The organism is Candidatus Enterococcus avicola (genome assembly GCF_047470845.1).
Classification (GTDB): Bacteria; Bacillota; Bacilli; order Lactobacillales; family Enterococcaceae; genus Enterococcus_D; species Enterococcus_D casseliflavus.
Genome location: NZ_JBLGTY010000003.1, coordinates 253,211 through 265,513 on the forward strand (window position 1 = coordinate 253,211; position 12,303 = coordinate 265,513).

The following is a 12,303-nucleotide window of genomic DNA, read 5'->3' on the forward strand; positions in this document are numbered from 1 at the left end:
GGGGAAGTGTTAGTTCTTGTAACAAACAGATTTTTTTCTGGGTGGGATAAGAACAAAAGCGGTATTTTACCGTACTTAATAAGAGTAGTGCTCTTAATTTTTGCTATGACTATTTGAAGACATCACTTCTTGGAAGTGGTGTTTTTTCTTGCCCAAAATAGTCCAAGTGATAGGAGAATTCTAAGAACTATGCTACAATGAGTGCCGATGCTCTCAGCGATGGGAGTAAAAAGAAGGTAGAGGAGAATCACTTAGGAATGCCTGAAGGTCAAACAATAAACGATCCATCTACAAAAAGCGCGCAAAATATTTCTGCGTATATACATATACCATTCTGTGAACATATCTGCTATTACTGTGACTTCAACAAAGTGTTTTTAGAAGGGCAGCCAGTGGATGAGTACATTGAAGCGTTACTAAAAGAAATTGAGCTGAGCTTCTTGAGTCAGCCTATCAATGAGGCGGAAACAATTTATATCGGCGGCGGGACGCCAACGTCGCTTTCGGCGAACCAGCTGGATCGATTGCTTTCAGGTGTGCATGAATTGCTGCCGACCCACACAACCAAAGAGTTTACCGTGGAAGCAAATCCTGGTGATTTGAGTGAAGAAAAAATGCTGGTTTTGAAAAACCATCAAGTCACTCGCTTGTCGATGGGGGTCCAAACCTTTGATAATCGCTTGCTTAAAAAAATTGGCCGCAAGCATACCGCTGAAGATGTTTATTCAACCATTCAGCTGCTGGAAAAACATGATTTTCAGAATGTGACGATCGATTTGATTTATGCACTTCCGGGACAAAGCATAGAAAGCTTCCGTGATACACTGACGCGAGCGATTGATCTCGGGTTGCCTCACTATGCGATGTATTCCTTGATTTTAGAAAACAAAACCATGTTTATGAACTGGGTTCGCCAAGGGAGAATGGCGCTGCCTTCTCAAGAAGCTGAAACGCAGATGTTTGATGAGGCGATCGCCGCGATGACAAAAGCTGGCTTGAATCAATATGAAATCAGTAATTTTGCACGACCAGGGTATGAGTCCTTGCATAATCTAGTGTATTGGAACAATGAACATTATTTTGGCTTTGGGGCAGGCGCCAGCGGGTATCTTGGACAGACCCGCTACAAGAATAAAGGTCCAATCCAGCATTATTTGAAACCATTACAGGAAAATCAATTGCCAATCCATGAAACCGAAGAATTGACAACCAGTAATCAAATGGAAGAGGAACTGTTTTTAGGCCTTCGTAAAAAGGCTGGCATTTCAAAAATACGCTTTGCAGAAAAATTCGGGAAATCTTTTCAGGAAATCTATGGTTCAACTAGCGAACAGTTGATTCAAAAAGGCTGGTTGGCTAGTCAAGGTGATCGTGTCTTTTTAACGAAAGCTGGGATGTTCATTGGCAACGAAGTGTTTGAAGCATTTCTCTTGGATGGAGAAAAATAAGAAAGAACAAGGAAGAGAAGTAGCCATTTCGCGCTACTTCTTTTTTTTGATTTCTTTTTTTAGCACTCTCTTAGAAAGAGTGCTAAAAAAGTGATGCAAATACTTGACATTCCTAGCAAATATGGTATATTTATAATCGTGTTAGCACTTAATAGGAATGAGTGCTAACGGAGGAGTGGATAAAATGTTGACACCTAGACAACAAATGATTTTACACCTCATCATCCAAAACTATACGAATACTGGTCAGCCCACGGGCTCGAAGCGATTGATGGAAGATGGGGTTGAAGCTAGCTCTGCCACCATTCGTAATGAGATGAAGGCGCTGGAAGAAGCTGGACTTCTGCTAAAAACACATTCATCTTCAGGGCGTGTGCCATCAATAAAAGGGTATCGCTATTACGTTGATCACTTATTGAAGCCATCTGAAGTTGACCAAAACGAAATTCAAACCATTCGTCATTCTTTTGGAAAAGATTTTCATGAAATCAATGAAATCATCCAGCAGTCTGCCACGATCTTGTCCAACTTGACTAGCTATACAGCGTTGTCTCTCGGACCAGATATGAAGGAAAGGAAATTGACAGGCTTTCGAATCGTCCCTTTGAATGCACGACAGATCATCGCGATCATCGTGACGGATAAAGGAAATGTCGAAAATCAAGTCTTTACTCTTCCTGAATCGATGAGCAGCGAAGATTTGGAAAAAATGGTAAGGATCATCAACGACAAATTGATCGGTGAACCTCTAATGACGGTCTACCATCGATTAAGAACCGAGATTCCTATGATTCTGCATAAGTATTTTCAAACGACTGACGGAATCGTTGATCTCTTTGATACGATGCTGAGCCATATTTTTGAAGAAAAAATCTTCGTCGGCGGGCGAATGAATCTTCTGGATTTTGAACCGACGCAAGATGTTAGTCAGTTCAAATCGATGTATTCATTTATGAAAAACGCAGATCAGCTGACACAGCTGCTGGCGCCAAGAGATTCTGCGATTCAAATCAGAATCGGCTCTGAGCTTGGCAACGACTTGTTACAAAATATGAGTTTGATCCAAGCCAGCTATGAAATCGAAGGTCATGGACAAGGAACGATCGCTTTATTAGGTCCATCAAGTATGCCGTATTCACGGATGTTTGGATTGATGGAAGTTTTTCGAGGCGAGTTAGCAAAAAAATTGGCCGATTATTATCGCGCATTAGACGCTGCCAATGAATAAGCGGCAATGAAACAAATCGTAGAAGGGATGGTTGAAACGTGACGGAAAAAGAAGAGCGTTTAGATGAAGAATTAGATAAAACTGCTGAAGAAACCGCAGAAACAACTGAATCTTCAAATGAATCAACTGAAACTGAAGCACAGACTCCTCAACCAGAGGAAGAAGCAGTGGAAAAAAGCGAATTGGAACTTTTGCAAGAAAAGAATAACGAATTGGAAGATCAATTCCTGCGTGCTCGTGCAGAGATCGCAAATATCACTTCACGTAACCGCAACGAGCGGGAACTTTTACAAAAATACCGCTCGCAAGATCTTGGCAAAAAACTGTTGCCAGCAATCGACAATTTGGAACGAGCGATGGCAGCAGATGTCGATCAAGACCAAGCTGCGAATTTGAAAAAAGGCGTTGAAATGGTTCTTGAAAGTCTGCGTCAAGCCTTAAAAGAAGAGGGAATCGAAGAGATTCCTGCTGAAGGTGCAATGTTCGATCCGAACTTGCATCAAGCGGTGCAGACTGTACCTGCCTCTGATGAAACACCGGCAGACACAATCGTTACTGTCTTGCAAAAAGGGTATAAATTGCATGATCGTGTCTTGCGTGCAAGCATGGTCATCGTTGCACAATAGTTCTTTCTATCTATAAGTAGATGTTTAAATTAAAAAAGGGAGTGTATTACTTATGAGTAAAATTATCGGTATCGACTTAGGAACAACAAACTCAGCTGTTGCTGTCCTTGAAGGCGGCGAAGCAAAAATCATTACGAATCCAGAAGGAAACCGTACCACACCTTCTGTTGTCTCATTCAAAAACGGTGAGATCCAAGTAGGGGAAGTTGCAAAACGCCAAGCAGTAACAAACCCGAATACGATTTCTTCTATTAAACGCCATATGGGTGAAGCTGGATACAAAGTAGAAGTTGAAGGCAAATCTTACACACCACAAGAAGTTTCCGCAATGGTTCTTCAATACATCAAAGGATTTGCCGAAGACTATTTAGGTGAAAAAGTTGAAAAAGCAGTCATTACTGTTCCTGCATACTTCAACGATGCGCAACGTCAAGCAACCAAAGATGCTGGTAAAATTGCCGGTCTTGAAGTAGAACGGATCGTCAACGAACCAACTGCTGCAGCTTTAGCTTATGGGTTAGATAAAACAGATAAAGATGAAAAAATCCTAGTCTTTGACTTAGGTGGCGGTACTTTCGACGTATCGATCCTTGAATTAGGGGATGGCGTCTTTGACGTATTATCAACTGCTGGGGACAACAACCTAGGTGGGGATGACTTTGATAACAAAATCATCGACCACATGGTAGCAGAATTCAAAAAAGAAAACGGCATTGATCTTGGAAAAGATAAAATGGCCTTGCAACGTTTGAAAGATGCTGCTGAAAAAGCGAAAAAAGACTTGTCAGGTGTAACAAGTACTCAAATCAGCTTGCCATTTATCACAGCTGGTGATGCTGGTCCATTGCACTTGGAAATGACCTTGACTCGTGCGAAATTCGATGAATTGACCGCAGACCTAGTCGAACGGACAAAAATTCCAGTACGCCAAGCTTTGAAAGATGCTGGCTTGTCACAATCAGAAATCGATGAAGTCATCTTAGTTGGTGGTTCAACACGTATTCCAGCAGTAGTTGATGCTGTTCGTAAAGAAACCAATAAAGAACCAAACAAATCAGTAAACCCAGATGAAGTGGTAGCGATGGGTGCTGCGATCCAAGGTGGCGTGATCACAGGTGATGTGAAAGATGTCGTCTTACTAGACGTTACACCATTATCATTAGGTATCGAAACAATGGGTGCCGTCTTCACAAAACTGATCGATCGTAACACAACGATCCCTACAAGTAAATCACAAGTCTTCTCAACTGCAGCAGACAATCAACCAGCCGTTGATATCCATGTCTTGCAAGGAGAACGCCCAATGGCAGCTGACAACAAAACATTAGGTAGATTCCAATTGACGGATATTCCACCAGCACCTCGTGGCATCCCTCAAATCGAAGTAACATTTGATATTGATAAAAATGGGATCGTCAATGTTTCTGCAAAAGATTTAGGTACACAAAAAGAACAAAAAATCACGATCAAATCATCTTCAGGTTTATCAGATGAAGAAATCGAACGCATGGTAAAAGATGCTGAAGCAAACGCTGAAGCCGACAAACAACGCAAAGAAGAAGTTGATCTACGCAATGACGTCGATGCTTTGTTGTTCACTGTTGATAAAACATTGAAAGAGCTTGAAGGCAAAGTGGATGCAGACGAAGTCAAAAAAGCGGAAGAAGCTCGTGATGAGTTGAAAGCTGCACTTGAAGCAAACAACTTAGAAGAAATGAAAACGAAGCGTGATGCTTTGAATGAAATCGTACAAAACTTAACTGTTAAATTATACGAACAAGCAGCACAACAACAAGCACAAGAAAATCCAGAAGCTGCACAAGGCGGCGCAGACGATGTGGTTGACGCCGACTTTGAAGAAGTAGACGGTGACGATAAATAATCGCTGTTTGTGAAAAAGCCAAAGTCACCACTTTGGCTTTTTCTTATGAATTTGCGAAACGTATTTTTCTAGAGCGAATTATATGCTAAAATACGAGAGACGCAAGAATATAGTGGAGGGAAGCCAATGGCAGACAAAAGAGATTATTATGAGGTCTTAGGTCTACAAAAAGGGGCTTCGGATGACGAAATCAAAAAAGCTTATCGTAAGCTTTCAAAACAATATCATCCAGACATCAATAAAGAACCTGATGCAGAAGCAAAGTTTAAAGAAATTTCTGAGGCCTATGAAATATTAAGTGATTCCCAAAAAAGAGCTGCTTATGACCAGTATGGTCATGCTGGTACCGATCCGAACTACGGAGGCGGTTATGGCGGTGGATTCGGCGGCTTTAACAGTGGCGGATTCTCCGGTGGCGGTTTTGGTGGATTTGAAGACATTTTCGAATCGTTTTTCGGTGGTGGAGGCGGCAGAGCAGCCAATCCTAATGCACCTCGACAAGGAGCGGACTTGCAATATGCTGTTGATCTTTCCTTTGAAGAAGCGATTTTCGGAGTGGAAAAAACTGTTCAATACAATCGTGAAGAAACTTGTCATACCTGTGGTGGAAACGGGGCAAAACCAGGTACTTCACCAGAAACCTGTCATAAATGTCATGGTGCAGGTACCATCAATGTTGAACGTCAAACACCGCTTGGTCGTGTGATGAGCCGTCAAACCTGTGATGTTTGTCATGGAACTGGGAAAGAAATCAAAGAACCATGTACAACATGTCATGGTACTGGCCATGAAAAGAAAAAACACAGTGTGAAAGTCAACGTACCTGCAGGTGTCGAAGATGGACAACAAATGCGCTTGTCTGGTCAAGGAGAAGCTGGCACCAATGGTGGTCCTTATGGTGATCTGTACGTTGTTTTCCGAGTGGAAGAAAGTGATATTTTTGACCGTGATGGGTCGGAAATTTATTACGAACTGCCGTTAAACTTTGTCCAAGCTGCTTTAGGCGACGAAGTCAATGTACCAACGGTTCATGGGAATGTGAAATTAAAAATTCCAGCTGGTACGCAAACAGGCACAAACTTCCGCTTACGCGGTAAGGGAGCCCCTCGCTTACGGGGAGGCGGCAATGGCGATCAACAGGTCAAAGTGAAGCTGATCACACCTAAGAACTTAAATGAGGAACAAAAAGAGGCATTGCGGGCTTATGCAAAAGTCAGTGGCCATGAAACGAACGAACAACAACCAGAAGGATTTTTTGATAAAATGAAAGATGCTTTTGGTGGGAAAAAGAAATAACCATGAAAAAATCCAACTCATGCCCTTATAAAACCATCCGTTTTATAAGGGCATGAGTGTTTGTATGGCTATAAATGTGCAGTATGGGCAAGAATCGAATCTTCTTGGCCATCTTTTTTTCTTTTCCTTTGAAATCGCTTGCTTAGTGTGTCACAATAAAAGTAGATCAATTAAAGGAGGAGATACAATGGAAAGAATATTTGCGAGTCCGTCACGATACGTTCAAGGAAAAGGGGTCTTGAAGCATGGGTTATCCCATATCAAAGATTTAGGAAAGAAAGTGCTTCTTTTGACCGATGAAACTGTTTGGAAAATTGCCGGTGAAGAACTATTTGAGAATCTGAAAGCAGCCGAGTTAGAACCGGTAAAAGAAATTTTTGGTGGAGAAGCTTCTGCAAATGAAATCGATCGTATCGTCTCTAAAGCTAAAAGTGAATCAATCGAAGTGATTGCCGCATTAGGTGGTGGGAAAGCCATCGATACTGGGAAAGCTGTTGCGGATGAATTGAAAATACCGATTGCTGTTTTGCCAACGATTGCCTCCACTGATGCACCAACTTCGGCACTTTCTGTTATTTATACTGATGAAGGTCGTTTTGAAAAGTATCGTTTTTATAACAAAAATCCTGAACTTGTCTTAGTGGATACCGCTGTGATTGCCAAAGCGCCTGCCAAATTGCTAGCCGCTGGTATTGCGGATGCACTCGCAACCTATGTCGAGGCACGTGCTGTTGCTCGAAGCCATAGTAAAAATATGGTCGGCGGCGTGCAACCAATTGCCAGCATGGCGATCGCTGAAAAATGCGAAGAGATCCTTTTTGAGAATGCCTTAAAAGCCTATCAAGCGAATAAAAAACAAGTCGTTACCGAAGCTTTTGAACAAATCGTGGAAGCCAACACTTTGCTTAGTGGATTAGGCTTTGAAAGTGCAGGTCTGGCAGCAGCTCATGCGATTCATAATGGCTTGACAGCCCTTGAAGGAGACGTTCATGATCTGACCCATGGTGAGAAGGTTGCTTACGGAACACTCACTCAATTGATGCTGGAAAATGCAGATCCTGAAGAGCTCGACCAATATATAGAATTGTATCAGGCATTAGAATTACCGACGACATTATCCGACATGCATCTTGCGGAAGCCAGCGATGCAGACCTATTAAAAATTGGCGAGCAAGCAACCATCGAAGGGGAAACGATCCACAATATGCCATTTCCGGTTTCTGCAGAAGATGTTGCAGCAGCGATCAAAGCCGTGGATGCCTATGTGAGTGCTTACTATCCTCTATGATGTTATTTTATTAAAGGTCATCAATGTGTGCTCGGTGATTTCAAAAAACGTTTGACAATAAAAAAGAGTCGTGCTATTTTGATAACAAGCAAATTAAAGGAGGGAACAAGACATGACAAACGTCAACACACAAACTACCTGTTGTTGTATGGTGCAAAAAGCAGCATACCGATTTGTCATGCCTATTATTAGTTCCTTTGTCGCAGAAGATCGCTGAAGTTTCTTTAGTGATTCACTTCTATCCGGATAAGACGACATTTTTTTGGGGTACTGATGTAATAGTCAGTACCCCTTTTTGTTTGCTGTTTTTTACCGCTTTCATTGGCGACGGCTGATGATTGCAAATGAAAATGAGTACATGAAGCATACGAGTTGTGCCAAACAAAGTTGAGCGAGGAGTCGAGCGATGATCGTTAATAATATAAAAGCATTGATTGGGCACACCCCATTCTTTGAATTTGATGCCGCAGCATTTGGCGGCAAAAAGGGAAGTACCATCTATGCGAAACTTGAGTATTTAAATCCTGGTGGAAGTATCAAGGACCGCTTAGGAAAGTATTTGATCGATGAAGCGTTTCGCGAGCATGTGATCGATCATGAGACAACCGTTATCGAACCGACAGCGGGAAATACTGGAATTGGTTTAGCTTTAGCTGGGATCGAGTATGGCTTAAAAATGATTTTTGTCATTCCTGAAAAATTTAGCCTTGAAAAGCAGCAACTGATTGAAGCGTTGGGCGGGACCATCGTTCATACGCCCACTGAAGCAGGCATTCAAGGGGCGATTGAAAAAGCAAAGGAAATAGCAAAACAGCTACCAAATAGTTATATGCCAATGCAATTTCACAATCAAAACAATCCTGCATCCTACCAAGCAACCTTAGGCCCAGAGATCTTTCAGGAGTTATCTGGAAAAATTGACAGCTTTGTTGCTGGAGCTGGCAGCGGGGGGACCTTCGCGGGTGTCGCAACATACTTAAAAAAGCAAAAATCAAGCACTCGACTTGCTGTCGTTGAACCAGAAGGATCGATCTTAAATGGCGGGCCTGCCCATGGACATGAGATTGAAGGGATCGGTGTTGAGTTCATTCCCCAATTTTTTGACGATTTGCTTATTGATCAAATTTATACGATCAGTGATGCGGAAGGCTTTGCTTTTACTCGTTACTTGGCAAGAAACTATGGTTTGCTTGTTGGAAGTTCAAGTGGAGCGGCGATGGCAGCAGCAGTAAAAGAAAGCCTCGAATTACCAACTGGAAGCTCGATCGTTACCGTCTTTCCAGATGGAGGCGATCGCTATCTATCAAAACAGATTTATGCGGGTGAATCAGCAATCACCCCATTCATAGGAGGAGTAAACCATGCATTTTAATACAAAAGTAATCCACGGCGGTATCAGCGAAGACGAAATGACTGGTGCTGTTAGTGTGCCAATTTACCAAACATCAACCTATCGGCAAAATGCTCTTGGTCAGCCAAAGCAATATGAATACAGTCGTTCAGGCAATCCAACTCGATTTGCCTTAGAAGAATTGATTGCGGATCTGGAAGAAGGCGCCCAAGGGTTTGCTTTTGCCTCTGGATTAGCAGCCACCCATGCGGTCTTCTCGCTGTTTCAGACTGGAGACCATGTCATTTTAGGGGATGATGTATATGGCGGGACGTTTCGTTTGCTCCATCAAGTATTAGAAAAAAGCGGATTGTCTTATACACTTGTCAAAACAAATGAGCTAGCTGCCGTTGAAGCAGCCATCCTTCCAGAAACCAAAGCGATCTTTCTGGAAACGCCGACTAATCCATTATTGAAGATCACGGACATCGCAATCGTTGCCCAACTAGCTAAAAAACAGGACATTTTGACGATCGTGGATAATACCTTTGCGACCCCTTACTTTCAAAAGCCGCTACAATTAGGCGCAGATATTGTGATTCACAGTGCTACCAAGTATCTCGGTGGACACAGTGATGTAGTAGCTGGGTTAGCGGTTGCCAAAAAGCCGCAAATCGCCAAAAGAATTGCTTTTTTACAAAACGCCATTGGTGGTGTATTGGGGCCTCATGATAGCTGGTTGATCCAACGAAGCATCAAAACACTTGCTTTGCGGATGGAAGCACATCAAAACAACGCGATGAGAATTGCCCACTACTTACAAGCACATCTAGCTGTCGCAAACGTGTATTATCCAGGATTGATTGCCCATGAAGGACATGAGATCGCCAAATCACAGATGTCTGGGTATAGCGGTATGATATCTTTTGAACTAAACGATGAATCGAAAACAGCAGAATTTGTTGAATCATTAAAGATTTTTACTTTAGCAGAAAGCTTAGGTGGCGTGGAAAGCTTGGTAGAAGTGCCAGCCGTGATGACCCATGCCTCGATCCCTAAAGAAATTCGTGAGCAATCTGGGATCAAAGATGGCTTGATTCGGTTGTCTCTCGGCATCGAAGACGGTGAGGATCTGCAGGCAGATTTAGAGCAAGCGTTTGAAAAGGCAGGTAGCTAGTGATGGGGAGAGAGTTTATTCCAATTTTTTCTGACTGGGCAGCTGAGTACGATGAAACAGTTGCAGGTAAGGATGAAGAGTATCGAGCGGTTTTTTTCAAATATGAACAGTTACTCGCTGAAATTGCTGAAAAAGCAGGGCAGTCTGTGGTAGAATTTGGTAGTGGAACTGGAAATCTAACACAAGCTCTGCTTGATCAAGGAAAAAACGTGCTGGCAATCGAGCCATCGCCAGAGATGCGGCGAATCGCCAAGTCAAAACCCAGTCTTTCTAAAGTGACTTTTGTAGATGGTGATATGGAGGTTTTTCCTGAGATCACGGATGTGATTGATACGATCGTTTCTACCTATGTTTTTCATCATCTTACGGAGGACGAAAAACAACGGGCAATCGGCAAATATGCTGCGATGCTGCCCAAAGGCGGGAAAGTGCTTTTCGGGGATACGATGTTTCTTTCTCTCGCCCACAAAATGGAACGAATCGATGAAGCACGGCAAGCTGGTCACCAGCGACTAGCCGCTGATCTGCAAAGAGAGTACTATCCAGTTATAGCGGATATCGAACGATACTTTCGTCAGCATGGGTTTACCAGTCGTTTTAAGCAGATCAATGAGTATGTTTGGCTTGTGGAAGCACAAAAAGAGTAGGAGAGAAGTACAATGAAAATGAATGTTGAAAGCTTTAATTTGGATCATACGAAAGTCAAAGCACCTTATGTACGGGTTGCCGATAAAAAACAAGGAACGAATGATACCATCATCAAATATGATGTCCGTTTGAAGCAGCCGAACCAAGCGCATATGGATATGGCAAGTCTGCACTCGCTAGAACATTTGACGGCAGAATTGATTCGTAATCATGCGGATTATATCGTGGACTGGTCGCCAATGGGCTGCCAAACCGGCTTTTATTTGACTGTCTTGAATCATGACGATTATGAAGAGATTTTGACCGTCCTAGAAAAAACCATGAAGGACGTTTTGCAAGCAACTGAAGTACCTGCCAGCAATGAAGTGCAATGCGGTTGGGCGGCGAACCATACCTTAGAGGGTGCGCAAAAATTAGCGCAAGAATTTCTTGATGAACGTGACAATTGGTCGACCGTTTTTGCCTAAATAAAAATAGAAGTAGAAAAAAGGTGCCTGCGTTTGGATTCGCAGACGCCTTTTTTGTTAAACCCGCAAAGAGACGGGGGTTCGATAGTTTTTGTTTATGGTTCTACTGCTTGGACAGTGATGCCGACTCCGTTTGGATTATAGGTTTGACTAATGTAAAACTCAAATCCTTCATGAACAAAGAAAAGTCTCCGAATGGCGCTAACGTCTCTGATGTGAGCATTTAAACCATACTGTTCGATCAATGTCTCTTTGATCTCCTCAATATCATCCTCTTTCCCGAATTGTGAGAAATCAATACCGAAAAATTCTGGGACATCAACCAATGTGATTCTAGATAAATGTTCATTTCCCGCGTTATCGGAGTCAAAATCAAAGCTGATTTTGGCTAACTTTTCACGCGAGCCCCTTGGTACTCGTCTTGTTTCTAACGCGCTGCTATCATCCATCATTGACAACAATTCAATGGTAGAATCAGGTAAACGAGTGGTTACCTGTCTCACTTCATCGACCATGATTCCTTGCTCAGGCGAGAAGACCTTATGGGTTTCTTCGGTAATGATCACATTTTGACGCCGCCGCTTCTGATTGATGGCGGTCCGGCGTTGATTGACCCGGTCACTCCGTTTGATCAGATCAAGCCCTAGATCTTGAATAGCTTCTGGAGTCGTATCGTCTGCTAGTAAGGAAATTAAGTAATCGATAGTTAGAAATTGTTCATAAATAGGTGATGGCTGGTTTTCGATAAAAAAAGTTATTGCACCAATCATCAAACAAGCAATACCTAAAAGAAAGAAGCAATGCTTTTTGATTTTCATATGTACCTGGTTGAAGGACTTTATCGGTTTCATCTGACGAATCAACTCCTAATAGAATGATTTGAAAAAAATTTACGGTGATATAATTCGGAAGG

Annotated in this window: 11 protein-coding genes; 10 read left to right on the forward strand and 1 reads right to left on the reverse strand. The window is 42.4% G+C overall.

Annotated elements, in window-relative coordinates; all coding sequences use genetic code 11:
• Nucleotides 1-257: 257 nt before the first annotated feature.
• From hemW to ACI3E5_RS04900, 10 genes are all read left to right on the forward strand, one after another.
• Nucleotides 258-1,448 carry a radical SAM family heme chaperone HemW gene (gene hemW, locus ACI3E5_RS04855; RefSeq protein ID WP_194185305.1) on the forward strand — a complete coding sequence of 397 codons (1,191 nt, stop codon included), beginning with the start codon at nucleotides 258-260 and terminating at the stop codon, nucleotides 1,446-1,448.
• A gap of 184 nt (nucleotides 1,449-1,632) precedes the next feature.
• Entirely contained in the window at nucleotides 1,633-2,676 is a 1,044-nt protein-coding gene (hrcA, locus tag ACI3E5_RS04860; RefSeq protein WP_005225934.1) for a heat-inducible transcriptional repressor HrcA, read from the forward strand.
• 38 nt (nucleotides 2,677-2,714) lie between these two features.
• Nucleotides 2,715-3,302 carry a nucleotide exchange factor GrpE gene (gene grpE, locus ACI3E5_RS04865; RefSeq protein ID WP_005225935.1) on the forward strand — a complete coding sequence of 196 codons (588 nt, stop codon included), beginning with the start codon at nucleotides 2,715-2,717 and terminating at the stop codon, nucleotides 3,300-3,302.
• A 52-nt stretch (nucleotides 3,303-3,354) separates the two neighbouring features.
• Nucleotides 3,355-5,184 carry a molecular chaperone DnaK gene (dnaK, locus tag ACI3E5_RS04870; RefSeq protein ID WP_005225936.1) on the forward strand — a complete coding sequence of 610 codons (1,830 nt, stop codon included), beginning with the start codon at nucleotides 3,355-3,357 and terminating at the stop codon, nucleotides 5,182-5,184.
• A 126-nt stretch (nucleotides 5,185-5,310) separates the two neighbouring features.
• Nucleotides 5,311-6,480, forward strand: coding sequence for a molecular chaperone DnaJ (gene dnaJ / locus ACI3E5_RS04875; protein ID WP_498820939.1), 1,170 nt, complete (start codon nucleotides 5,311-5,313; stop codon nucleotides 6,478-6,480).
• Nucleotides 6,481-6,667: 187 nt separating this feature from the next.
• A complete protein-coding gene (locus ACI3E5_RS04880) occupies nucleotides 6,668-7,768 on the forward strand; it encodes a glycerol dehydrogenase (protein ID WP_034857973.1) in 1,101 nt (366 codons plus the stop codon).
• A gap of 406 nt (nucleotides 7,769-8,174) precedes the next feature.
• Nucleotides 8,175-9,140, forward strand: coding sequence for a PLP-dependent cysteine synthase family protein (locus ACI3E5_RS04885; RefSeq protein WP_194185306.1), 966 nt, complete (start codon nucleotides 8,175-8,177; stop codon nucleotides 9,138-9,140).
• On the forward strand, nucleotides 9,130-10,275 hold the full coding sequence (locus ACI3E5_RS04890) for a cystathionine gamma-synthase (RefSeq protein ID WP_194185307.1): 1,146 nt from the start codon (nucleotides 9,130-9,132) through the stop codon (nucleotides 10,273-10,275). The genes ACI3E5_RS04885 and ACI3E5_RS04890 overlap by 11 nt, the downstream gene beginning before the upstream one ends.
• A gap of 2 nt (nucleotides 10,276-10,277) precedes the next feature.
• Entirely contained in the window at nucleotides 10,278-10,922 is a 645-nt protein-coding gene (locus tag ACI3E5_RS04895; RefSeq protein ID WP_060792075.1) for a class I SAM-dependent methyltransferase, read from the forward strand.
• A 12-nt stretch (nucleotides 10,923-10,934) separates the two neighbouring features.
• Nucleotides 10,935-11,390 (forward strand): S-ribosylhomocysteine lyase, encoded by a 456-nt coding sequence (locus tag ACI3E5_RS04900; RefSeq protein ID WP_008382180.1) that lies wholly within the window; start codon nucleotides 10,935-10,937, stop codon nucleotides 11,388-11,390.
• A gap of 95 nt (nucleotides 11,391-11,485) precedes the next feature.
• Here ACI3E5_RS04900 and ACI3E5_RS04905 read toward each other — a convergent pair whose 3' ends face one another.
• Nucleotides 11,486-12,241, reverse strand: coding sequence for a Tat pathway signal sequence domain protein (locus ACI3E5_RS04905; protein ID WP_228077350.1), 756 nt, complete (start codon nucleotides 12,239-12,241; stop codon nucleotides 11,486-11,488).
• Between the last annotated feature and the right edge of the window lie 62 nt (nucleotides 12,242-12,303).

Bases quoted from the DNA above. Each gene is read 5' to 3' on its own strand.
- ACI3E5_RS04895 (WP_060792075.1), top strand. From the start codon at position 10,278: ATGGGGAGAGAGTTTATTCCAATTTTTTCTGACTGGGCAGCTGAGTAC.
- ACI3E5_RS04880 (WP_034857973.1), top strand. From the start codon at position 6,668: ATGGAAAGAATATTTGCGAGTCCGTCACGATACGTTCAAGGAAAAGGG.
- dnaK (WP_005225936.1), top strand. From the start codon at position 3,355: ATGAGTAAAATTATCGGTATCGACTTAGGAACAACAAACTCAGCTGTT.
- hrcA (WP_005225934.1), top strand. From the start codon at position 1,633: ATGTTGACACCTAGACAACAAATGATTTTACACCTCATCATCCAAAAC.
- ACI3E5_RS04905 (WP_228077350.1), bottom strand. From the start codon at position 12,241: ATGAAACCGATAAAGTCCTTCAACCAGGTACATATGAAAATCAAAAAG.
- hemW (WP_194185305.1), top strand. From the start codon at position 258: ATGCCTGAAGGTCAAACAATAAACGATCCATCTACAAAAAGCGCGCAA.
- dnaJ (WP_498820939.1), top strand. From the start codon at position 5,311: ATGGCAGACAAAAGAGATTATTATGAGGTCTTAGGTCTACAAAAAGGG.
- ACI3E5_RS04890 (WP_194185307.1), top strand. From the start codon at position 9,130: ATGCATTTTAATACAAAAGTAATCCACGGCGGTATCAGCGAAGACGAA.
- ACI3E5_RS04885 (WP_194185306.1), top strand. From the start codon at position 8,175: ATGATCGTTAATAATATAAAAGCATTGATTGGGCACACCCCATTCTTT.
- ACI3E5_RS04900 (WP_008382180.1), top strand. From the start codon at position 10,935: ATGAAAATGAATGTTGAAAGCTTTAATTTGGATCATACGAAAGTCAAA.